At 70.6% G+C, this 23,094-nt stretch carries 16 protein-coding genes; 9 read left to right on the top strand and 7 right to left on the bottom strand.

Annotated elements, in window-relative coordinates; genetic code table 11:
• Positions 1 to 43: 43 nt before the first annotated feature.
• Complete coding sequence (locus IG98_RS0118740) at positions 44 to 2,878, bottom strand: LuxR C-terminal-related transcriptional regulator (RefSeq protein WP_030913521.1); 2,835 nt, start codon at positions 2,876 to 2,878, stop codon at positions 44 to 46.
• Between the two features lie 226 nt (positions 2,879 to 3,104).
• Between IG98_RS0118740 and IG98_RS0118735 the strand changes: the two genes are divergently transcribed.
• The gene (locus tag IG98_RS0118735; protein ID WP_030913519.1) at positions 3,105 to 5,759 is read left to right on the top strand and encodes a helix-turn-helix transcriptional regulator; all 2,655 of its coding nucleotides are present in this window, start codon (positions 3,105 to 3,107) and stop codon (positions 5,757 to 5,759) included.
• Positions 5,760 to 5,825: 66 nt separating this feature from the next.
• Here the strand turns inward: IG98_RS0118735 and typA are convergent, their stop codons facing one another.
• A complete protein-coding gene (gene typA, locus IG98_RS0118730; protein WP_030913517.1) occupies positions 5,826 to 7,679 on the bottom strand; it encodes a translational GTPase TypA in 1,854 nt (617 codons plus the stop codon).
• A 173-nt stretch (positions 7,680 to 7,852) separates the two neighbouring features.
• Between typA and IG98_RS0118725 the strand changes: the two genes are divergently transcribed.
• The 3 genes from IG98_RS0118725 to IG98_RS0118715 are packed head-to-tail and all read left to right on the top strand — an operon-like array spanning position 7,853 to position 11,857.
• Positions 7,853 to 8,650, top strand: coding sequence for an alpha/beta hydrolase (locus IG98_RS0118725; protein WP_245651620.1), 798 nt, complete (start codon positions 7,853 to 7,855; stop codon positions 8,648 to 8,650).
• A gap of 28 nt (positions 8,651 to 8,678) precedes the next feature.
• Positions 8,679 to 10,724 (top strand): phosphate acetyltransferase, encoded by a 2,046-nt coding sequence (pta, locus tag IG98_RS0118720; RefSeq protein ID WP_030913513.1) that lies wholly within the window; start codon positions 8,679 to 8,681, stop codon positions 10,722 to 10,724.
• Positions 10,721 to 11,857, top strand: a complete 1,137-nt coding sequence (locus tag IG98_RS0118715) for an acetate kinase (protein ID WP_030913510.1) — start codon at positions 10,721 to 10,723, stop codon at positions 11,855 to 11,857. The genes pta and IG98_RS0118715 overlap by 4 nt, the downstream gene beginning before the upstream one ends.
• A 176-nt stretch (positions 11,858 to 12,033) precedes the next feature.
• Here IG98_RS0118715 and IG98_RS0118710 read toward each other — a convergent pair whose 3' ends face one another.
• Positions 12,034 to 13,467 carry an aldehyde dehydrogenase gene (locus IG98_RS0118710; RefSeq protein ID WP_030913508.1) on the bottom strand — a complete coding sequence of 478 codons (1,434 nt, stop codon included), beginning with the start codon at positions 13,465 to 13,467 and terminating at the stop codon, positions 12,034 to 12,036.
• A gap of 370 nt (positions 13,468 to 13,837) precedes the next feature.
• Between IG98_RS0118710 and IG98_RS0118705 the strand changes: the two genes are divergently transcribed.
• Positions 13,838 to 14,749, top strand: a complete 912-nt coding sequence (locus tag IG98_RS0118705; protein WP_030913507.1) for a coiled-coil domain-containing protein — start codon at positions 13,838 to 13,840, stop codon at positions 14,747 to 14,749.
• Positions 14,750 to 14,933: 184 nt separating this feature from the next.
• On the opposite strand, the gene IG98_RS0118700 is transcribed toward IG98_RS0118705, so the two are convergent.
• Positions 14,934 to 15,788 (bottom strand): hypothetical protein, encoded by an 855-nt coding sequence (locus IG98_RS0118700; RefSeq protein WP_030913505.1) that lies wholly within the window; start codon positions 15,786 to 15,788, stop codon positions 14,934 to 14,936.
• Positions 15,789 to 16,144: 356 nt separating this feature from the next.
• Here IG98_RS0118700 and IG98_RS0118695 point away from each other — a divergent pair, with 356 nt between their 5' ends.
• Positions 16,145 to 17,335, top strand: a complete 1,191-nt coding sequence (locus IG98_RS0118695; RefSeq protein ID WP_030913503.1) for an RNA ligase RtcB family protein — start codon at positions 16,145 to 16,147, stop codon at positions 17,333 to 17,335.
• Positions 17,332 to 17,991: a peptide chain release factor H gene (gene prfH, locus IG98_RS0118690; protein ID WP_030913501.1), complete on the top strand. Its 660-nt coding sequence runs from the start codon at positions 17,332 to 17,334 to the stop codon at positions 17,989 to 17,991. The genes IG98_RS0118695 and prfH overlap by 4 nt, the downstream gene beginning before the upstream one ends.
• Before the next feature lie 426 nt (positions 17,992 to 18,417).
• Here prfH and IG98_RS0118685 read toward each other — a convergent pair whose 3' ends face one another.
• A complete protein-coding gene (locus tag IG98_RS0118685; RefSeq protein ID WP_157594405.1) occupies positions 18,418 to 19,215 on the bottom strand; it encodes a serine hydrolase domain-containing protein in 798 nt (265 codons plus the stop codon).
• 9 nt (positions 19,216 to 19,224) lie between these two features.
• On the opposite strand from IG98_RS0118685, the gene IG98_RS0118680 reads away from it, so the two are divergent.
• Entirely contained in the window at positions 19,225 to 20,709 is a 1,485-nt protein-coding gene (locus tag IG98_RS0118680) for an MDR family MFS transporter (RefSeq protein ID WP_245651619.1), read from the top strand.
• 179 nt (positions 20,710 to 20,888) lie between these two features.
• On the opposite strand, the gene IG98_RS0118675 is transcribed toward IG98_RS0118680, so the two are convergent.
• Positions 20,889 to 21,494, bottom strand: a complete 606-nt coding sequence (locus tag IG98_RS0118675; RefSeq protein ID WP_051752499.1) for a DUF1707 SHOCT-like domain-containing protein — start codon at positions 21,492 to 21,494, stop codon at positions 20,889 to 20,891.
• 565 nt (positions 21,495 to 22,059) lie between these two features.
• On the opposite strand from IG98_RS0118675, the gene IG98_RS0118670 reads away from it, so the two are divergent.
• Positions 22,060 to 22,587, top strand: a complete 528-nt coding sequence (locus IG98_RS0118670; RefSeq protein ID WP_211264024.1) for a hypothetical protein — start codon at positions 22,060 to 22,062, stop codon at positions 22,585 to 22,587.
• A gap of 63 nt (positions 22,588 to 22,650) precedes the next feature.
• Here the strand turns inward: IG98_RS0118670 and IG98_RS0118665 are convergent, their stop codons facing one another.
• Positions 22,651 to 23,013, bottom strand: a complete 363-nt coding sequence (locus IG98_RS0118665; RefSeq protein WP_030913491.1) for a nuclear transport factor 2 family protein — start codon at positions 23,011 to 23,013, stop codon at positions 22,651 to 22,653.
• Positions 23,014 to 23,094: the final 81 nt, after the last annotated feature.

Here is a 23,094-nt window from a genome sequence, read left to right as displayed (position 1 = left end):
GTCCCGTCGTGGGGGTCGTCCGAGGAGGGGGTGGCCGGTCCTGTCAGGGGAGCCGGCCCGGGCCGGCTCCGTCGCCCGCTGGATCCGGTGAGAGCCAGGTCAGGCCCACCGGCGGTACCGGTCGGGGCAGGCCGAGGGCCTCGGCCAGGTCCTCCCGGCCACGGACGCCGAGCTTGCCGTAGGCGCGTTGCAGGTGGTTGGCGACCGTCCGCCTGGACAGGCCGAGGTGCTCGGCGATGGTGTCGTTGGTCATGCCGCCCGCCGCGAGTTCGCACGTCTCGCGCTCGCGCTCGCTCAGCGCCGCCTGCGGCTCGGCCCGCACCGCCCACGGCGGCCCGTACCCCTCGCACAGCTGGGCCAGGCCACGTCCCTGGATCCGTAACCGGGCCGCCAGGCGGTCCGCGCCCCGCCGGGCGGCGAAGTCGGTCGCGGTCGACAGGGCTTCCCTGGCCAGGCTGTTGTACCCGCGCTCCGCCAGCTCGTCCGCCACTGAGATCAGGCCGTCGACGTCCCCGTCGGCGGCCGCCCGGCCGTGCCGGTCGAACAGGGTGAACAGCTCGCTGTCGCAGCGGGTGACGACCTCGTGCAGGGCCTCCGCGACGGCGCGCGAGGGGCGCAGCCGTACCGAGTGGTAGAACGCCTCGACCGCCTTGGTGAACCACCCCGCCGACCGGTAACGCATGCCCAGCGAGGCCCCGGCCTCCGCGACCTTCGCCCGGTCCGCCTCGGTCTCCGTTTCTCCGCCGACCCCGCTTTCCGCCCGGTTCCCGTCGGCCAGAGCGTCGACGCGAAGCCTCGCCAGGTCCAGGTGGCTGTGCAGGTTCGACGTGGCGGGCAGCCGCCGAGTGATCTCCTCCAGCGTCCGGCGTCCCTCGGCGAACCGGCCCACCGCGGCCAGGCAGGCGGCGTGTTCGGCGAAGACGTAGATCTGGATCGGAAAGGGCACGTTGCGGTCGAGGAGCGTGCGGGCCTCCCGGAAGTGGGGCAGCGCCCGGCTCGGCCGTCCCGCCCACACCTCGCAGATGCCCAGCTCGAAGGTGAGCAGCGCGGCCTCGGCCGAGGCCTCCTGCTCGACGGCCGCCCGGTAGCCGGAGCGGGCCACGGCGAACGCCTCGTCGAGCCGGCCCGCCAGGGCGAGGGCCTGCACGTGGCAGGCCGCCGTGGCGGCACCCATCGCGCCCCACACCCGAGGGGCGCCCCGCCGCCCCGCCGCGTAACCGTCGGCCACCTGCGAGGGCCGGCCGAGGTAGATGTTCAGATACGCCTGGAGCGGGCCGCAGACACTCGCGATCACGCCGTCCCGCACCCCGGCGAACAGCTGGGCCAGGTCGGCCGGGACCAGTTCGGAGACGAGCCCCGTCGCGCCGTTGCCGAAGGCGACCAGTGCCAGCTCGGCGACGGCCAGCTCGGCGGTGGCCTCTCCGTCCAGGGGACCCGCGGCACGGGCCTGCCGGACGATCTCCGCCGCCTCGGCGGGGCGGCGCAGGTTCCAGAACAGGTTGAGCGCGCGCAACGCCGCCACCTTGGCGAGTTCGTCCGGGGAACCGGTCCCGCCGGACATGCGCCTGCCCAGCAGGTACTCCGCCTCGGTCGCCTTGTCCTGGGCGACCAGGGCCCGCGCCAGCACGTCCGCGCCCGCAGTGGTGCCGGCGTGGCGTGCCAGCCGTTCGGCCAGCGGGGCGTCGCAGCGTGTCAGCGCGTCGGAGGCGGCGCCCACCACCTGGTCGTCGGGCACCGGGTCGCCCGCGGCCAGCCGCCACGTCACCGCTCGCAGCCGCGCCTGGTCCACGGGCGCCCGGCCGTGGACCACCGCGCGGGCGAGCGTGCGATAGACGCCCCGGCGCTCGTCCTCGCCGGATCGGGCCCGGACGGTCTCGCCGTACAGCGGGTGCCCCAGCCGGACCACGAGGTCGCGGCGTACCCGCTCGACCGCGATCAGCGCGCGCTGTTCCAGCTCCACCAGTACGGACGTGTCCACGAGCGCCTCGATCACGTCGAGCGACACCGGCTCGGCGTGCGCCACATACGACAGCGCACGGGCCTCGTCACCGGTGAGGCCGCCGAGCAGGCCCGCGACCAGGTCGCGCAGCCGGTGCTGGGACGGTATCCGCCCCTTCCACCGCCACATCTCGCTGACCCGGCGCAAGGTTCCCGAGGTCAGGCAGGCCTCCACGAGATGGCGGAGGAACAGCGGGTTGCCTCGCGTGACGCGCCACAGCCGGTCGACGGTCAGCCCGTCGACCGGTCCGTCCAGCGCCGCGCCGAGCAGGGCGCCGACCGTCGCGCGGTCCAGCGGTTCCACCGCCGACGTCTGGACGAAGGGACGGCGCAGCAGTGCCGCGACGGCCGGTGCGTCCGTGCAGCCGGTCCTGGCCGTGGCGAGGACGCGCGCCCCCGCGGTGGCGGCCAGATGCTGGACCAGGGCGACGGACACCTCATCGAGGTGATGCACGTCGTCGATGACCACGACGCACGTACGGTCGCCCGCGGCCTCGCGCAGCGCGCCGGCGGCGGCGGCGAAGACGTTCGCCGTGTCCCGATGGACCTGTTCGGGCAGCAGGGCCGCCATCGTCGCGAACGGCAGGCCGCTCGACGCCTCGGCACCGGCCGTCACCACGACGTGCATGCCCTCGTCACGGCAGCGGAGCACGATCGGGTCCAGCAGCCGGGATTTGCCGGCTCCGGCCTCGCCGACGAGCAGCACGCCCGGCTCGCCCTGCCGCCCGAGCCGGGCCACGGCGGCCCGGGTCTCGGCCGTCCGTCCGACGAAGGGCCAGGCGGGGCGGTGGTCCCCGGCACCGGCGCCGCGCTCGCCGCAGGGCCCGTCATGGGGCCTGTCAGGGGACATCGCCTCCGGCGCGTCGCCGTGCGGACGCACATGACCTCCCTCAACGCCGGAAGTTCATCAGGAATCCACCTCTACCCATGATTATGCGAGGAATATCAGTTGGAATCCGTGGACGCCCATGAATAATCCAACTCACCGGCGCCTGGAGTCGGCGCGGGGAACCGCGAGTGCGAGACAGCCGGAGGGCAGTGAACCGGTGCGGGGCCGATCGGCGGGGAGTCAGCCAGATGGGAGCAAGCCCGGACATCCGGAGGTCATGATCGACGATTCCGGAGCCATCGACGTCGTTGGGCCCGTCGCCGGCGGGGGATGGCCCACGGTCGGCCGGGAGGAGGAGGTGCGCGAGATCCTCGCGGTGCTGGCGACGTCCTCGGGATCGGGGGTGCTCCTCACCGGTGAGCCAGGGGTGGGCAAGACCCGCCTCGCGGACCTCGTCCTCGATCTGTCCGCCGCGACGGGAGCCTTGATCATCCGGGGCGCCGCGACCGAGGCCACCCGGGGCATCTCCGGGGTGGGGATCGCCGCCCTGCGCGTCTCCGGTGGTTCCACCGGTTCCCCTTCCGGGCTTTCCGTCGTTTCCGGCCTGCTGGCCGGTGCTCGCGACAGTGCTCCGAGGGGCGTTCACGACGCGGCCTCGGAAGGGGGTGGGGATCCGGCCCGGTGGATCGTGCTCGGTATCGACGACGCCGACCAGCTCGACGCGGCCTCGGCCGCCGTCGTGGGCGACCTCGTCAGGACCGGGGGTGTCACGCTGCTTCTCACCGCGCGCTCCGGGGCGCCTCTCGACGGACCCCTCGCCCGGGTGTGCGGCAGGGGACCGCTGGTCGTACTGCCCGTGGCGAACCTCTCCCGTGCCGTCGTCCTCCGCCTGCTCACCGACGTCCTGGAAGGGCCGGTCGACGGGCTCACCGCCGACGCGCTGTGGCGGATCACCCGCGGGAACCCGCTGCTGCTCCGGCGCGTCGTCGGCATCGGCCTCGAAACCGGGGACCTCGCGCGATCGCGCGAGGTCTGGTCCTGGCGCGGGTCCCCCGGCGGCCATCCCCGCCTGCACGAGCTCGTCGCGGCCGACCTCGCCACACTCGGTGCGGGGGAGACGAAGGCGCTGGAATACGTCGCCCTGACGGGTTCCCTGCCCCGGGCGACGGCCGAGCACCTGGCCGGACCCGCGATCGTCGGGGAACTGGCACATCGGGCCGTCATCACCCTCACCCCACGCGGAGGGACGGACGAGGTCACCATGTCCCATCCGCTTCACCGTCAGGCCCTGCTCGCCGGGATCGGACCCCTGCGGCGAAGGCAGAGGTACCGGGAGCTGGTGGCCGCCGCGGGCGAGGCGGGGGTGCCCGACCCCGGCGATCCGGCGGCGGTGCTCTGGCGACTGGAGGCCGACCTCGACGTCCCGGCGTCACAGGCGCTCGTGGCGGGTGGGCGCGCGCTCGCCTCGGGCGACCCCGTGCTCGCCGAGAGTCTCGCCCATCACGTCCCCGGCACGCCGGGCGCGGTCCTCCGAGGCCAGGCGCTGATCGCCCAGGGACGGGCGGCGGACGGCGAGCGCCTGCTGGCCGACCACGGGGGAGGCACCGCCGAGACGGTGGCGCTGCGCTCGCTGAACCTGTTCTGGGGACTCAGCCGGCCCGGCGAGGCACACGAGACGATGGCGCGCCATCCGGGCACGGAGCGATCCGCCGACCTCCGCGTGGCCGAACTCGGACTCGCGCTCTTCACCAGGGCCACCCCGGCGTCCGAGACCGGGCCGCCCGCGACCCCCGCTCGCGGCCCGTTGAACCCGCTGGTCGCCGATGCCGCCACGGTCCTGCGGGCCTATCTGCTCACCTTCCGCGGCAGGCCGGCGCGGGCGGCGGAGGACTTCGACCGGGGACCGCTGAGACTGCCGGCGCGGTGGCCCGCCATGCGGGGCTCGGCCGCGGCCTGTCACGTTCACGCGCTCATCCTGGCGGGCAGGCTCCGCGAGGCGCTTCTCCTCGTCGACACCTACTACGAGGAGGCCGTACGACGCGCGGAGCCGTCGGAAGTCGCCATCGTCGGACACGTGCGGGGTCACTGCCGGCTGTGGGCGGGCTCGCCGAGGCGGGCGCTCGCCCCGTTGCGGGAGGCACGAGCGCTGGTCGACGAGCACGTACCGTTTCCGATGCGGGTCTTCATCGGCTGCGAGTACGCCGTGTGCGTCGCCGCCCTCGGACGCTCGCAGGAGGCGTTCCAGGAGCTGGACCGGCTCCGCGAGCTGATACCCGGCGATCTGGGACTGCGCGACAGGCTGGAGTTCAGCCGGATCCGGTTGCTCGCCCACTCCGGCAGGCTGGCCCACGCCACCGATCTCGCCAACCGGCTCGCCGACCGCTACCTACGCGACTCGCGACTCACCACCGGGGTCGAGTGCGCCTACTACCACGTCCGGCTCCGCCCGTCGTCCAGGGCCGCGGCCCGCCTTCGGGAGGCCGCGGGCGCCTGCGACAGCCCGCTCTTCGAACTCTTCGCCGACCACGCCGAGGCGCTGGCCGCGCGCGACGACGCGGTGCTGCGCGGCATCGCCGACCGGTTCGCCGAGCTCGGCTATCTGGGACTGGCCCTGGAGGCCGCGAGCGCGGCGCCCGGCGGCGGCCACCCGGCGCGGCGGCGCCTCGACGACCTCGTCGAACGCTGCGACGGCCACCGTCCCCCGTGGCCCCCGTCCTCCGGTGGCGCTATGGCCCTGACCAGCAGGGAGCGGGAGATGTGCGAGCTGGCGGCGGCGGGGCTCAGCGACTCCGCCATAGCCGCGAACCTCGGCGTCTCGGTGCGTACCGTGACCAACCTCCTGGGGAGGGCCTACCACAAGCTGGGCGTCCACAGCCGACGGCAGCTCGGCGCCGTACTCCCGCTGTCACCGGACCGGGAGGGCGGCGGATGACGGTGCCGCGGGCCCCGGCCAGGTCCGGCCCGCGTGGTGACGTGGGCCGGACAGGGCCGGTGGCGATCAGTTGGCGCGCTTGGCGCGGGCGGTGGTCCTGGCGCGGGTCGAGGCGTCGAGGACGACCTTGCGGATGCGCACGTTCTCCGGCGTGATCTCCACGCACTCGTCCTCGCGGATGAACTCCAGCGCCTGCTCCAGCGAGAGCTGGCGCGGCGGGATCAGCGTCTCCGTCGTGTCGCTCGTCGAGGAGCGCATGTTGGTGAGCTTCTTCTCCTTGGTGATGTTCACATCCATGTCGTCGGAACGCGAGTTCTCACCGACGATCATGCCCTCGTAGACCTCGGTGGTCGGCTGGACGAACAGCACGCCGCGCTCCTGCAGGTTCAGCATGGCGAACGGGGTCACCGGGCCCGGCCGGTCGGCCACCAGCGAGCCGTTGTTGCGGGTGCGCAGCTCGCCGAACCACGGCTCGTAGTTCTCGAACACGTGGTTCACGATGCCGGTGCCGCGGGTCTCGGTCAGGAACTCGGTGCGGAAGCCGATCAGGCCGCGGGCCGGGACCACGAACTCCATCCGGATCCAGCCGGTGCCGTGGTTGGTCATGTGCTCCATGCGGCCCTTGCGGACGGCCAGCAGCTGGGTGATCGCCCCGAGGTAGTCCTCCGGGCAGTCGATGGTCACCCGCTCGACCGGCTCGTGCACCTTGCCGTCGATGAGCTTGGTGACGACCTGCGGCTTGCCGACGGTCAGCTCGTAGCCCTCGCGGCGCATCTGCTCGACCAGGATGGCCAGCGCCAGCTCGCCGCGGCCCTGTACCTCCCAGGCGTCGGGGCGGTCGGTCGGCAGGACGCGCAGCGACACGTTGCCGACGAGCTCCTTCTCCAGCCGGTCCTTGACCATGCGGGCGGTGACCTTGGAGCCCTTGACCCTGCCGACCAGCGGCGAGGTGTTGGTGCCGACGGTCATGGAGATCGCGGGCTCGTCGACCGTGATGAGCGGCAGCGGGCGCGGGTCTTCGGGGTCGGCGAGGGTCTCGCCGATCATGATGTCCGGGATGCCGGCGATCGCGATGATGTCACCGGGACCCGCCTCCTCGGCGGGCTTGCGCTCCAGCGCGTCGGTCATCAGCAGCTCGGTGATCTTCACCCGCTGGATGGTGCCGTCGGTGCGGCACCAGGCGACCTGCTGGCCCTTCCTGATGGTGCCCTGGTGGACGCGGCAGAGCGCGATCCTGCCCAGGTAGGAGGAGGCGTCGAGGTTGGTGACGTGCGCCTGCAGCGGGGCCGTCGGGTCGTACGTCGGCGCCGGGATGGTGTCCTTGATCACCTCGAACAGCGGCTCCAGGTCCTCGGAGTCCGGCATGGCGGCGTCCTCGGGACGGTTGAGCGAGGCGCGACCGGCCTTGGCCGAGGCGTAGACGATCGGGAAGTCGATCTGCTCCTCGGTGGCGTCCAGGTCGATGAAGAGCTCGTAGACCTCGTCCACGACCTCCTTGATCCGGGCGTCGGGACGGTCGACCTTGTTGATGCACAGGATGACCGGCATCTTGGCGGCGAACGCCTTGCGCAGCACGAACCGGGTCTGCGGCAGCGGGCCCTCGGAGGCGTCGACCAGCAGCACCACACCGTCGACCATGGACAGACCTCGCTCGACCTCGCCGCCGAAGTCGGCGTGGCCGGGGGTGTCGATGATGTTGAGCGTCATACCGCCGTGCTTGACGGCCGTGTTCTTCGCGAGAATGGTGATGCCCTTCTCGCGTTCGAGGTCGTTGGAGTCCATGACACGGTCGTCCACGTCCTGGTTGACGCGGAATGCGCCCGACTGCCAGAGCATGGCATCCACGAGAGTGGTCTTGCCGTGGTCGACGTGCGCGATGATCGCGATGTTCCGCAGGTCGTCGCGGCTGTTCAAAGGCATGATGGAGTCTCACTCTGTGATCGTGGAGGCGGCCGCGGAACCTGCGGCCCTCCCATTTTAGTTGATCCGGACAATCGCTCTCACGCCTCTGACAGATGAAGTGCGGCAATTCACGCTCCGAGCCCCTTGTTTCCGCCGGATGAGGCCGGTCACGACCGGTTGCCGGAGGGGCGATGCCTAAGCTCGGATCCATGCCGTACGCACCGTCGTTCCCCGTGATGCTGATGACCCGGGACAAGCTGCGGATCGATGCCGCGCACACCCCGCCGCGCGGGGCGGCCGACCTCGGGATCGTGCTGGCCCACGGCTTCACCGGATCGCACCGGGAACGCGCCACCCGCCGCATCGCCCACGTGCTCAGCGGGTTCGGCGGGGTGGTGGCGTTCGACTTCCGGGGGCACGGCCGCTCGGGAGGACTGTCGACGGTGGGCGACCTGGAGATCCTCGACGTGGACGCGGCGGTGCGGCACGCGCGGGCGATCGGCTACCGCAAAGTGGTGACCGTCGGGTTCTCCCTGGGCGGGGCGGTGGCCCTGCGGCACGCGGGGGTGCTCGGCGGGGTGGACGCGGTGGTGTCGGTGAGCGCGCCGGCGCGGTGGTACTACCGGGGGACCCGGCCGATGCGCCAGGTGCACTGGGCGATCGAGAGGCCGGTCGGGCGGCTGTTCACCCGGCTGGGCAAGAACACCCGGATCATGAGGGGTGTGTGGGACCCGTTGCCGCTGGCGCCGTACGCGGCGGCCGCGCGGATCTCACCGGCACCGCTGCTCGTCGTGCACGGGGACGCGGACCCGTTCTTCCCCCTCGACCACGCGTACCAGATCTACGGGTACGCGAGCGAGCCGAAGGAGTTGTGGGTCGAGCCCGGGTACGGCCACGCGGAGTCGGCGGCCACCCCGGAGTTGGTCCGCCGCATCGGTGGGTGGGCCGTCGCCCGTTTCGGTCCGCCAGAGGGTGTTTACTCCTCTTGAGAATTGGTCACAGCGGGGGACGGGGCGCATGCGGAGTATCTACGTGGCGGGTCTCGGGCGGGGAGACGGCAGGCAGATCGTCGAGCTCGGCCTGATGGAGCTGCTCACCCGGAGGGCCGGCCGCACGGGGGTGTTCCGGCCGATCACCGGGGACGGCGAGGACCGCATCCTGGAGCTGCTCAGGAGCAGGTACCGGCCCGCCGCCGCGGCGACGGGGGTGAGCGCCGAGGAGGCCGCGGAGATCTACGCGGAGCGGGGCGTCGAGGAGCTCGTCGGCCGGCTGGTCGCCCGCTTCCACACGCTGGAGCGGGAGTGTGACGCGCTGCTGGTGCTCGGCAGCTACTTCGACACCGACGACCTGCCGCGCGAGCTGGGTTTCAACGCCCGCCTGGCCGCCGAGTTCGGCGCCCCGGTGATCGTGGTGGTGGGCGCGCACGGCGACGCCGCCGAGGAGATCGCGGCCGAGATGCGCACCGGCTACCAGGTCTTCTCCGACCTGGGCTGCACCGTGCTCGCGGTGATCGCCAACCGGGTGCCCGAGGGCACGGTCGTCGACTGTGAGCTCCCGGTCCCCTGCTACGCCATCCCCGAGCAGCCGTCGCTGTCGGCGCCGACCGTCGGGCAGGTCATGCGGGCGGTGGACGCGGAGCTGATCCAGGGCGACGAGGACAGCCTGCTCCGCGACGTGTTCGGATTCGTGTTCGGCGGTGCGACGCTCCCGGTGTTCCTGGAGCACCTGGCCGACGGCGCGTTGGTGATCGCGCCGGGCGACCGCGCGGACCTGCTGCTGGTCTCGCTGGCCGCCGAGGCGGCCGGTACGGTGAGACCGGCCGGGGTCGTGCTCACCGTGGGGGAGCGGCCCACGGCGGCCGTACGGGCGCTCACCGCCCGTCTGGCGCCCAGCATGCCGGTGCTCGCGGCCGACGGGGGCAGTTTCGAGGTGGCGACCGTCCTGGCGGGCCTGGAGGGGCGGCTCACCGCGGACAACCCCCGCAAGATCGAGACGGCGCTGGGCCACTTCGACGCGCACGTGGACGCCGCAGCCCTGGCCGACCGGATCGAGCTGACCCGCTCGAAGCGGGTCACCCCGATGATGTTCGAGCACACCCTGCTGGAGCGGGCTCGGGCCGACCGGCGGCACATCGTGCTGCCCGAGGGCGAGGAGGACCGCATCCTGCGGGCGGCGGACATCCTGCTGCGGCGCGGCATCGTCGACATCACCCTGCTGGGCAGGGAGGACGTGGTACGGCGGCGGATCGCCGACCTAGGCCTCGGCCTGTCGGGGGTGACCGTTGTCGACCCGCTGACCTCGCCGCTGCGCGAGTCGTTCGCCCAGGAGTACGCCAGGTTGCGGGCGCACAAGGGCGTCACCTTCGAGCGGGCCATGGACATGGTCGTCGACGTCAACTTCTTCGGCACGATGATGCTGCGCCGGGGCCTCGTGCACGGCATGGTCTCCGGGGCCGCGCACACCACGGCCGCGACGATCCTGCCCGCCTTCCAGATCATCAGGACGGTCCCCGGCACCTCGATCGTCTCCTCGGTGTTCTTCATGTGCCTGGCCGACCGGGTGCTCGTCTACGGCGACTGCGCGATCAACCCCGACCCGGACGCCGAGCAACTCGCCGACATCGCGATCTCCTCGGCCCGTACGGCGGAGAGTTTCGGCATCGAGCCGAGGGTCGCGATGCTGTCCTACTCCACCGGCGAGTCGGGCAGCGGCGCCGACGTCGACAAGGTCCGCGCCGCCGCCGCCCTGGTCGCCGAGCGCGCGCCGGACCTGCTGGTCGAGGGGCCCCTCCAGTACGACGCGGCGGTGGACGCCCGCGTCGCCGCCGCCAAGCTGCCCGGGTCGCGGGTCGCGGGCCGGGCGACCGTGCTGATCTTCCCGGACCTGAACACCGGCAACAACACCTACAAGGCGGTGCAGCGCTCGGCCGGGGCCGTCGCGATCGGGCCGGTTCTGCAGGGACTGCGCAGGCCGGTCAACGATCTGTCGCGCGGCGCCCTGGTCGACGACATCGTGAGCACCGTCGCCATCACCGCCATTCAGGCACAGGAGGTCACGCTGTGAGCCGGGTACTGGTCCTCAACTCCGGATCGTCCTCGGTGAAGTACCGGCTGCTGAGCGGCGCCGAACACCTGGCCTCGGGAGTGGTGGAGCGGATCGGCGAGCCCGGCTCCCCGGTGCCCGACCACCGGGCGGCCCTGAAGGTGGTCGCCGACCTGCTCGCCGCCGAAGGGCTGGGCATCGACTCTCCCGAGCTGGTCGCGATCGGGCACCGGGTGGTGCACGGCGGCACGACCTTCACCGAGCCCACACTGATCACCGACGAGGTGGTCAGGAAGATCGAGGAACTCATCCCGCTCGCCCCCCTGCACAACCCCGCCAACCTGACGGGGATCGAGGTGGCGCGGCGGCTCCGCCCCGATCTGCCGCAGGTGGCCGTCTTCGACACCGCCTTCCACGCGACGATCCCCCTGGCCGCCTCGACGTACGCGATCGACAAGGCGGTGGCCGAGCGGCTGGGCGTGCGGCGCTACGGCTTCCACGGCACCTCACACGCGTATGTCTCCCGCCAGGCCGCGCTCCTCACGGACCGGCCGGAGGCCAACGTGATCGTCCTGCACCTCGGCAACGGGGCCAGCGCCTCGGCGGTGTCCGCGGGGCGGTGCGTGGACACGTCCATGGGCATGACCCCGCTGGAGGGCCTCGTCATGGGCACCCGCAGCGGCGACCTGGACCCGGCGATCGTCCTCTATCTGGCGCGTGCCGGAGGCATGTCCCTCGACGAGATCGACGTGCTGCTCAACCGCCGCAGCGGGATGCTCGGCCTCTGCGGTGACAATGACCTGCGCGCGGTGGCGGAGCGGGTGAGCGAGGGCGACCCGGACGCCGAGCTGGCCATGTCGGTCTACTGCCACCGGCTCCGCAAGTACGTCGGCGCCTACTACGCGGTCCTCGGCACCGTCGACGTCATCGCCTTCACCGGAGGGGTGGGAGAGAACTCCGCGCTGGTCAGGGAGCGGTCGCTGGCCGGTCTCGGGGCGCTCGGCATCACCGTGGACCCGGCGCGCAACGTGCGGGGCGGCACGATCATCTCCCCCGACGGAGGCGGTGTGCGGGTCGCGGTGATCCCCACGGACGAGGAGTTCGAGATCGCCAGGCAAACTCTGCTGGTGGTTTCGCGAACTAACGGGGGATAGGGCACGTCTACCCATGGTGGACGTGCAAAATCCGCCGGGAGCCGTCCGGGGACACGGACCGTCGTTCGACGGGCCGTGGGACGGTCAGGCGGTCGCCCAGCGTCGCGGGGGCGTGCTGGGCCGTACGTCCGGGGGGGTGCCCGTAAGACCTACGGGCACCCCCCGAAGGATCCGGATCAGCCCAGGCGGGCGATCGACTTGTACTCCAGGAAGGACGACAGTCCCTCGGGGCCCAGCTCGCGACCGAGGCCGCTGCTCTTGAAACCGCCGAAGGGCGAGCTGGTCTCGACCATGTAGAGGTTGACGCCGTAGGTGCCGGCGCGCACCTGGCGGGCGATGTCCATGCCGTGCTCGGTGTCGGCGGTCCACACCGTCCCGGCCAGGCCGTAGTCGCTGTCGTTGGCGATCCGGATCGCGTCGGCCTCGTCCTCGTACGGGATCACCGCCAGGACCGGGCCGAAGATCTCCTCACGGGCGATGCGCATCTCGTTGGTCGCCCCGGCGAAGACGGTCGGGGCCACGTACCAGCCGCGGTCGTGGGGGCGATCGAGGCCGCCGACGACGGCCTTGGCCCCCTCGTCGATGCCGATCTTGATGTAGCCCTCCACCCGTTCCTGCTGCCGCTTGGCGACCAGCGGGCCGATACCGGTCGCCGGGTCGGACGGGTCGCCGACCGGCATGCCGCGCACCATCGTCGAGACCGCGTCCACGACCTCGTCGTAGCGGTTACGCGAGGCCAGAATGCGGGTCTGGGCGATGCAGGCCTGGCCGTTGTTCATCAGCGAGGCGATCGACAGGAAGCCCATCGCGGAGGGCAGGTCGCAGTCGTCCAGGATGATCGCCGCGGACTTGCCGCCCAGTTCGAGCGTGCAGCGCTTGAGCTGCTCGCCGCAGATCGCCGCGATGCGGCGCCCGGCGGCGGTGGAACCGGTGAAGGCGACCTTGTCCACGCCCGGGTGGGAGACCAGGTGCTCGCCCGCCTCGCGTCCGGCGGCGACGATGTTGACGACGCCGTCGGGGATGCCGGCCTCCTTGACCATCTCGGCCAGCGGGTAGGCGTCGAGCGGGGTCTCCGGCGCGGGCTTGACCACGATCGTGCAGCCCGCGAGGAGGGCGGGGGCCAGCTTGATCATGATGACGAACTGCGGGACGTTCCACGGGACCACGGCGGCCACCACGCCGACCGGCTCGCGGCGTACGGTCACGGAGCCGAACGTGCCCGGACGCTCCTCCTCTACGGGGAAGGTCTTGCCGAGCTCGGCGTAGTACTGGAGCATTCCGAGCGGCTGCGGGGCCTGGGCCATCTGGGAGAAGGTGATCGGGGAGCCCATCTCCAGCGTGATGATCTCGGCCATCTCGCCCTGGCGGGCCGCGTAGAGCTCGGCGAGCCTGGACAGGACGGCGGCGCGCTCGGGCATCGTCATCCGGGGCCACGGGCCGTGGTCGAACGCCTGCCGGGCGGCGGCCACCGCCCGGTCCATGTCGGCGGCGGTGCCGTCGGGGACCCGGCCGACCACCTCCTCGGTGTGCGGGGAGATGACGTCGATGGTGCCGGTCCCGGCGGGGGCCACCCAGTCGCCCCCGATGAAGAGCGTGTCGTGCTGGCGCATGATGTGTTGCCTCCTGGTGGGCGGGCCAGAGTCACAATTTGAGCGAATGCTTGCTTGGACAGTGTTATCCGACAGTGTCATCCGCGGGGAAGGGCGCCACAAGCCCCACCACTGCTTGAGACCGAATCATGTTCTGTCTCCGATGGCAAGGATGACAGAAGTCTCTGCCGGATGGGCGAGGTGGGGCGCCCTGTGCGAGGATTCATCAGGGTTAAACCAGTGACACGACAGGAAATGTTTACTCAAATCACCCTAAATAGGCAGATGGTTCGTCAATGGTGCGCGAGTTCCTCCGTTCCGGTGGCGAGCTTCAAGATCGTCTTCTATAGTTTCGCTCCGTCCATGAGGGGGCACCGGAGGTGAGCGAAGCGTGAGACCGACTCGCTCGGCGATCCTGGCCGCCCTGCTCGCGGCGCTGCTCCTGTCGCCGGCCGTGGCGGGGGCGGCCCCGCTCCGAGTGGTCAAGCCCAGTCCGGAGGCCGAGCTCAAGAGGCTGACCAAAGAGGCGGCCGAGATCAACAAGAACTACCGCGGCCAGGTGCAGAGCCTGGAGGAGACCCGGGTCCAGGCCAGCAAGGCCACCGTCAGCGCCAAAAGCCTCAAGCGTGCCCTGGCGGCCGCCGAGGCCGACATCGTGCGCTTCGCCCAGACCGCCTACATGGGCGGCGCCCTGGACGACGGCAGCCTGCTGAGCTTCCAGGGCGACCCCACCATGGCCCTCAGCCAGGCCGCCACCATGTCCTACCTGGCCAGCCGCCGCGCCACCCAGCTCAACCGGGTCAAGAACCTCATCAAGAAGGCCAAGACCGCGGAGAAGGCCGCCGACGCGAAGATCGTCGCGCTCAAGAAGGACATCGCCGACCTCAAGCGGCAGCGGGTCAGGATCGAGGGGCTGCTGGCCAAGTACGGCTTCCAGACCCCCTCGGGCAACGGCGGCCTGACCCCCCGCACGGTCACCATGCGCAACATCGTGCTGCAGACCTTCCCCATGCCCTACGGCTACGGCTGCCTGCGCCCCGGCGACCCGGGCGAACACGGCACCGGCCGGGCCTGCGACTTCATGATGAGCACCGGTGGCCGCGTCCCCACCGCCGACGCCATGGAGAGGGGCAACCGCCTCGCCCAGTGGGCCATCGACAACGGCAACAAGTACGGGGTCATGTACATCATCTGGCAGCAGAAGTACTACGACGTCCGCACCGGCGCCGGCTGGAGGATGATGTCCAACCGAGGCGGCAACACCGCCAACCACATCGACCACGTGCACATCTCGATGTTCTGAGCCGCCAGGCCTCCGAACTGCGGTCATCTCGTCGCAAGCCCCTCTCGGGGCACTTTGCGGACTTCCCGTTCCGGTCCCAAACCGGAGAGATCTGCGCGGCGGAGCTCTACGCGGACGAGTAGGTCCTAAGCCCGATCAGTTCATCGAGTGATGGACTGGGCGGTTGCCCGGTTGCGCCCGTAGGTCACCCGAGGCGGCAGGGGGCCGGCCAATGGAGGCAGACGGGGAGCCGGCTTTTCGCATCCAGCACCACCCGGTCGCCCAGCGGTTCCCCGAGCCGGACGACGCCCTTGCCGAATGCGCCGACGCCCGCACACAGGCCGCTACCGACGTGGTCGTGGACCTCGATTCCGAGGACCACGACGTCGGGTCGCTCGTCGGCCCGCAGGTGGATGGTCGGCATCTTTCGGATGTCACAGACGCCGTAGTCGTAGTTCACCCGCAGCGTGCGCTCGTCGAGCACCTCGAAGCCTCTGACGTCGGGGGACAGGTGGTCACCGACGGCGTCTTCGACGGTGCCGAGCGTGGCCCGGTCGACTGCGACGCGGTCGATCGGGCCGGGCAGGTTGGAGAAGTACATCCGCCACGCCGGGACGGTGGCCATGCCGCGCAGGGTCCGCAGGCGCATGGTCGTGAAGGTGGCGGCGATCATCTTGTACGCCCGATCGTCCTGGCTGGAGGCCTCCTCCTCATAGGGGGACAGTGCGATGAGCGCGTGGCGGGCGCTGATCACGGAGACCTGCGTGCTGGAACCGTCGTCCCAGCGGATCCGCGCCTCGTCCGGGGTCGGGGGGAGCGGGCCGGCCACGGCGAAGCCGTACTCCTCGTCACTCGAGATCTGCTCCTCCACGTCGTGCGGCATCTTGCTCAGCTCCTCCGTCGGGACGAAGCCGTTGCGCCAGATCTCCGCCGCGCCGCTGGTCCGCCAGGTCCAGACGGCGCGGGCGGCGTGGTCATCGAAGGTGAGCTGTCCGACGAGGAGGTTGCCGCCGCTGACGAGCAGAGTCAACATCAGGAGCATCAGGAGTAATCGCAGCATCCGAAGATTATCGAGGGTCCCCGGAACCGACAGGGCACTTTGTAAGACCGGCTCGACCTGCCCGTACCCCGGACTCGGTGCGCGGGACCACGTATCGCTCAGCGCCTCCTGGCACTGAGCGCTGCCATTCGGCCACAACCACGCCACAGCGTGTCGACCGCGGCAACGCACACGTCATGAGATGGCGGTGCGTGCAGGCCCGTACGACCGAAAACCGCTTGCCTCGTGTGGTGGGCTCGGGGAACGTGGTGTCCATGACGCTCTGACGGACAGCACCCCACCACTCCGAGATGCCACGGCGCCGACGCGTCCCGCAATGCTGTCAGCCCATACCCCTTTAAGGGAAGAGAGCCTTTTTGTCTCAGCAACATTCCCGGCAGGAGTCCCTGCCGCCGTCCACCGCGGCCACAGGGGCGGCCACCGTCACCGTGTTCGCCTCCCCCGCGAGCTGGATCGAGTCCGACGCCCTCGCGCAGTGCCGGCAGGTGGCCGCCCTCGACGGCATGACGCATGTCGCCGCGATGCCAGACCTGCACCCCGGCAAGGGCGCCCCGATCGGCGCCGCCATGGCGTCGACCGTGCTGTACCCGTTCCTGGTGGGCTCCGACATCGGTTGCGGCATCGCCGTGTTCCCCATGAAGCTCAAGCGCGCCGTACCCGAGAAGCTCGCCGCCCGCTTCCCCGACCTCGATCGCGCGCTGGATCCCGAGCAGGATGCCGACGACCCGGCCTGGGCCGTTGTGAAGGGCGATATCCCCGCCGGTCACGTCGAGGGCCTCGGGACGGTGGGCCGGGGCAATCACTTCGTCGAGCTGGCGCGGATCGAGACCGTCTTCGAGCCGGACCACGCGAGCCGTCTCGGACTCGCCGACGGCGACCTGGTTCTCATCGTCCACAGCGGTTCCCGAGGGCTGGGCGAACGGATCCTGCGGGCGCACACCGCGGCCTGTGGCGCGGGCCCCGCCCCTGATCCCGGCGCCTATCTGGCGATGCATGACGACGCCGTACGCTGGGGATCGCTCAACCGGCGGTTGATGGCCGCCCGGGTCGCCCATGCCCTGGGGGCCGAGCCCACCGAGCCGCTCGTCGACCAGTGCCACAACCTGGTCGAGGTTCGCGACGGGGTCTACCTGCACCGCAAGGGGGCGGCGCCGGGGGACGGCCGCGACGTGCTCATCGCCGGTACGCGAGGCACCCCCTCCTACCTCGTGGCCGCCCACGCCGGACCGGACGCCAACCATTCCGTCGCGCACGGCGCGGGCCGCAAGATGTCGCGTGCGGACGCCCTGCGCCGGGGCCGGGTCAAGCACACGGTCGAGGAGTTGCGCCGCACGCCGGTGGGGTCGCTGGTGGTGTGCGGCGACCGCCAGCTGCTCTTCGAGGAGGCGCCGACGGCCTACAAGCGCATCGAGCAGGTGATCGCCGACCTCGTCGACCATGACCTGGCCACGCCCGTGGCCACCACGGTCCCTCTGGTCACCTACAAGACGCCCGATCTCGGATCCACGCCCCGGCGGGACCAGCGCCGCAAGCGAGGCGCGCGGTGAGCGTCCACCTGCTCCTGTCGGCCGGGCGTGGCCCGCAGGAGTGCGCCTGGGCGCTGGCCCGGCTGCTGCGCCGCCTGGAAGCCGACGCCACCCGGCAGAACCTGGAGACCCATCGGGCCGAGACCGTTCCCGGTGACCGGCCCGACACCTACCGATCGGTCCTGATCCAGATCTCGGGAGCCGGCGCCGAGGCGTTCGCCGCCTCGTGGACCGGAACCCTGTGCTGGCAGGCTCCCAGCCCCTACCGGGCCGGCACGGGCCGAAAGAACTGGTACGTCATCGCCCAACCGTGCCAGGTCGACACCCCGCACACGACGTTCGCGGAGGCGGACGTCGACATCGTCGCCTGCCGCACCGGCGGCCCCGGCGGTCAACATCGGAACAAGGCCAGCACGGCGGTACGGGCGACCCACCGGCCCTCGGGGATCGTCGTCGTGGTCGACACCGAACGGCAGTTCAGCCTCAACCGCCGCATCGCCATGCGGCTGCTGCGACAGCGCATCGAGGACGGCGACGAGACGGCGGGGCGCGCCCTCACCACCGCCCGCCGGCGCGTCCACGATGAGCTCGTACGCGGCGACCCCGCCCGTATCGAACGCCCGGAAACGCCGAAGCAGGACCTGGCTTCACCGGAGCGGACGCGCCGACGACCGTGACAGCCCACCCGGCCATGCCCTAACGCGGAAGGAGATGCGCGGTGAGGACCTGCCGGCACGATCGCGGTACCCCGCGCCGTGAACAGCCCAAGGAAGCTCGTCGAGAGTGGAGTCGATCCTCGGCGGCGACCGGCCCGTCGGCGCGGCCGGCTGGAGGAGACCCGGAAGTCCTTCGTCCCGCAGGAATCGGATGAGATGTCCGAGCGCTGGAAGGGGTACCGCGAGAAGTCGTCCTGATGTACATCAGCAGAGGGATACTTCAACCAAGGAGAGGCGATGTCCGGCATCGTCGAGCGGTACGACATCTCCCGATCGGGCCCGCCGGTCGAGTTCGACACCCGCACCGGACTTTGGAACGTCTACGGCTGTCCCTTCCAGGGGCCGAAGAGCGATGGGGACATCCCTGTCCGGCTCGCTTGGGTTCGGTCAGAGGCTGATCTTGAGCGGGTCGCGGACGTGACCGGCGATCTGTGCGGCGAGGTCGATGAGTGGCGCGGCCATTCGGTTGTGGGTCAGGGCGAAGGAGAAGCCGTGTGCGGGGTCGGCGAAGGCGATGCTGCCACCACTGCCCTTACCGCCGAACGCGCGGGTGTGGCCACCCATCTCTCGCAGGCCCAGAAAGTAGCCGAGTCCTTTGGGGATGGGTACGCCGAGAACCCGGTCTGCCTCGACGGCGATCACCGTGGAGATCCGGGCGGTGCGCTCGGGTGAGATCGGGCGTACGCCGTCGATCTCTCCGATGAGAGCGGCGTACACGCGGGCCAGGGCGCGTGCGGTCATCGTGCCGGCGCAGGGCACATCGGCCGCCAGGTAGTCGGGCCGGTTGCCCGACTCGGCGCTGGGCTGGATCGAGGGGGCGGCCGTGAAGAACAGCGAGTCCCGTGGCCGGGCGGCCGGTCGCCCTCCTCCAGTCGGGCGATGGTCGTGCCGGATGGCGGGCACGCCGAAGTACAACTCCTCGATGATGCCCGGCGGGTCGGCAATCTGCTCGCGCAGCACCTGGGAGATGGGCGTCCGGTGATCCGGCGGACGCCTCGCCGAGGAGGAGCGATTCGGGGGCTTCCGCGGGCGATCTGGAGATCGTCGTCCGCCGGTGAAAACCGGGTGACATTTCGCATCACTGGCCGGAATGCTGGGGACGGGCGATGAGTTTTGTCGGTGGTGTCGGCCATTCTTTGCATGACCGCGACTTCTTGTGAGACCCAAGGCTGGGGCGCCAGCCATGACCACGCCATGTCCGACAACCCCGATCGAGGTGCCGTGTCCAGCCCACTGCTCGACTCACCCGCCAAGCCCGCGACCGCCGTTTCAGGTCGCACCCCGGCCGTGATCCGGTTGCTGGTGCTCGCCACGTTCGTGGTCATCCTCAACGAAACGATCATGATCAACGCGATCCCGCGGCTGATGGAGGCGCTGCGCATCACCGAGCAGACCGCACAGTGGCTCTCGACCGCCTTCATGCTGACCATGGCCGCTGTCATCCCGATCACCGGATGGTTCCTGCAGCGGGTGTCCACCCGCAGCGCGTACAGCACCGCGATGGGCCTGTTCCTGCTCGGCACGGCGTTGGCCGCCGTCGCGCCGACGTTCGAGGTGCTGCTGGGCGCTCGCATCATCCAGGCGTCCGGGACGGCTGTGATGATGCCGCTGCTGATGACCACGCTGATGCAGGTGGTGCCCGAGACGGACCGGGGCCGGGTGATGGGCAACGTCTCACTGGCCATCTCGGTCGCGCCCGCCATGGGTCCGACGGTCTCGGGGGTGATCCTCCAGTTCGGGTCCTGGCGGCTGCTGTTCGCCGTGGTGCTCCCCATCGCCGCCGTGATCACATGGCGCGGCCTGAAGCAGCTCAAGAACGTCGGAGAGCCCCGGTTCAGCACCATTGACTGGTTGAGTGTGGTGACAGCCGCTGTCGGCTTCGGCGGCCTGGTCTACGGGCTCAGCTGGTTCGAGGGCGGTGACGTCCGCGTTGCCGTCGCGATCGTGGCGCTCGGCCTGGTGGCCATCGCCGTCTTCGTCGTCCGCCAGCTGTCGTTGCAGAAGCGCGGCGTACCGCTACTGGACCTGCGCACCCTGCGCCACCGCACCTATACGGTCGCGCTGGTCCTGATGTCGGTGGCCTTCATGGCGATGCTCGGCTCAATGATCTTGCTGCCGCTGTACCTGCAGAACGTCCGCGAGCTCAGCCCCCTGCAGACCGGACTCCTCGTGATGCCGGGCAGCCTCGCGATGGGGCTGCTCGGTCCGACCGTCGGCCGCCTGTTCGACCGGTTCGGCGGCCGGGTTCTGGTCATCCCCGGCGCGATCGGGATCACGCTCGCGCTCACCGGCTTCACCCAGGTCACGATGACCATGCCGTTCTGGCAGCTCCTCGGTCTGCACGCGCTGCTGATGGTGAGTCTGGCCGCGACCTTCACCCCGGTGTTCACCCTCGGGCTCGGAGCGGTTCCACCGCCGCTCTACTCCCACGCCAGCTCGATCCTGAGCACGCTGCAACAGGTCTCCGCGGCCATCGGCACCGCGCTGGTGATCACCGTGATGAGCGCGCGAGCCGAGACCCTGAGATCCGCCGGAGCCACGGAGGCGCTCGCCAACCTCGACGGCATGCGGCTGGCCTTCGTCATCGGCGCGGTGTTGTCCGTGGTCGTGGTCATCACCGCCCTGCTCCTGCCGGCCCGAGCGGACAGCTCCGGCGAGTTCGAGGAAGCCGACCGATGAAACCGGCGTGACGGCGGTGAAGCGGGGCGCCGTGGTTTCCCTCTGCCTGATCCCCGTGGACGCCGGCAGACGATCTCGGACCGGCTACGAACGCCGGTGCCGGCAAGTGTGCCGGACGATCGCGGTGCTCCAGGACGTGATCACGTCCTGGCGTCTTCGAAGTGCCTCAGTCGCGTCGCTCAGCGCTCGCGCCGGCGTCGGGTCTTACCGCTCACTCCGCCGAACAGCGCCAGGCCCCTCACCACGACCACTGGCGCCGACGGGTCGACGTCCGGGCTGCCATGCACGTCGAAGCCGCCGAAGATGCCGACGCCGTGGCAGCGCACCTCCACCCCCTCGGGCACGATGATCTCGGCCCCACCGAAGATCGCGTTGATCGTGATCTCGACCTCCTTCGCCTCGAACTCGGCGCCGGTCAGGTCGAACCGCAGGCCGCCGAAGACGGCCAGCGCTCTGGTCCGCCGCCGCATCCGCCAGCGGCCCTTGCGATCGGCACCGCCGAAGATGGCGACGATGTTCTCGGGTGCGGAGCTCGCACCCGGCAGGTAGGACACCGGGTTCGCGGCCGGACGGTGCCGGTCGACCTGTAGGTCGCGGGTGAGGACCTCGAGCTCCCCCACGGTCTTGGCCTGGTAGAGCCTGTCCAGGCGCTCGGAGTACTCCTCGTGGCTCAGCTGACCGGTGCTCAGGGCTTCACCGAGCAGGGTGCTGATCTGCTCCCTGTTGCTGTCCGAGGCGCGCAGGTGCGACATCTGGGGGTCCCTGCGCTCAGGGGGATTTTCCATGCTGGTCACGATAGTTCTCATTCATCCTGATGGGGAACTCGCCACGGGGTTCGGTCACGTTCAGCTCACCCCCGCCTCGGTGATACCGGCCGGACGCCGGGTCCTTCACGTCCTACCGCGGCGACGAAACGAACCGGCCGAGTCAGCCGACGGTATAAAAGCGAATCCGCACCCTGAAGGTACGGCGTGCCGTCCTGCGTTCTCGCCGAATGTGACAGCAGCACCGAGGAGATCACCTCAACCTCCGCCGTGAGGCCACGGCGAGGGTCAACGCGATGAAGGAGTGCCTGCCCGTGACGGTGTGCGGGCACCCAGACACGATCGGGGTCAGTGATTTCGTCGTCCCTCTGCGCCCGGAACGGCCGGGGCGCTGCCCTGCGGCGCGTACCGGTACGTGTGGGCCCATACCCGCACCGACGACGAGGTGGATATCGGAACCGTCCGAATGGGGCCGGTGCTGGCCTATCCGCGGGGCGCGGCGCGGTAGTGCCAGGCGTACCTGGTTCTCGCCCCAGCCCCAGCGCAGACGGAATCCGGTATGGAATTCAATGATGTCATGCAACGAATGACTGGATTAATGGTTGGTGCGGTCTTTGGCGCGGTCTTCGTCGTTGTCAACGCGCAGAGCCCGCTGGACGCCGTGATCGTGAACTTCCTGCGGGTGGCCGCCTGCCTGGGGGCCGTGAGTGTCATCGCCATGTGGTTCGCCACAGTCCGGAAGGAACGGTCCGTCGCGGGCCCACGGCGGAACATGTTCGGCCGTGGTTACCTGGTCGTCGTCGCTGCCGAGGCGATCCTGCTCTTCGGCGGACTCCGGGTGCTCGCCGCCTGGGGGCGTCCTGAGCAGGCCAATGTGGCCTGGGTGGCGTTCGTGGTCGGTGTGCACTTCATCGCGTTGGCGCCTGTCTGGAAGGACTGGGGCATCGCCGTACCCGGTGTGGTTCTCACCCTGCTCGGTGCCGCCGGTCTTGTTCTGGCCTCGACGGCCGCGGTCGCCTGGGTGCCGTTCGTCAGCGGTGTGCTGTCCGGGGTGGTGCTCCTGTTCGGCGCCGCCCCCTTCGGCTGGCGCGCCATGACAGCTCGGACGGCCTAGCCGGACTGCCCACTGCGGGCCGGAGGCTCACCTGGTTGAGTCGGGGTGAAGTGCGTGTGGACACTAGACCAGGTGGACGGGGGCGAGGTCGACGAATATGCGGTAGTCCGTGATCAGGCCGTCGTCGCGGGTGCGCCAGATCGACACGGCCACGACGCTGGCATCCTTGCCGTCGAGCCGCCGGTAGGTCACCTCGGTCTCGGCGATGACGTCGGCGTCCACCTGCCAGTTCCTGACGATCCGGTGCCGCAGACCGCCGATGGTGGAGAAGAACGCCCGCAGCCCGGCGGCGATGGCCGCACGTCCCGTCATCGGCTCGGCGTTGCCGAACACCAGCGTGGCGTCCTCGGCCAGCAACCGCACGAACTCGTCGGGGTCGAACGAGTCGACTGTCTGGAAAACGCGTCGCACCACATCGTCGGTCATGCCGATCCTTCCTCGCGCAGTCGGGATCACTGATGGGGACGATACGGAGCGAGGGGCGACGCGCAACTATCGCCAAGGTGG

The sequence above is a fragment of the Streptosporangium amethystogenes genome (genome assembly GCF_000721075.1).
GTDB classification, from domain to species: Bacteria; Actinomycetota; Actinomycetes; order Streptosporangiales; family Streptosporangiaceae; genus Streptosporangium; species Streptosporangium amethystogenes.
Note: the sequence above shows the minus strand (reverse complement) of the source record. Positions and strands in the feature narration are given on the sequence as shown.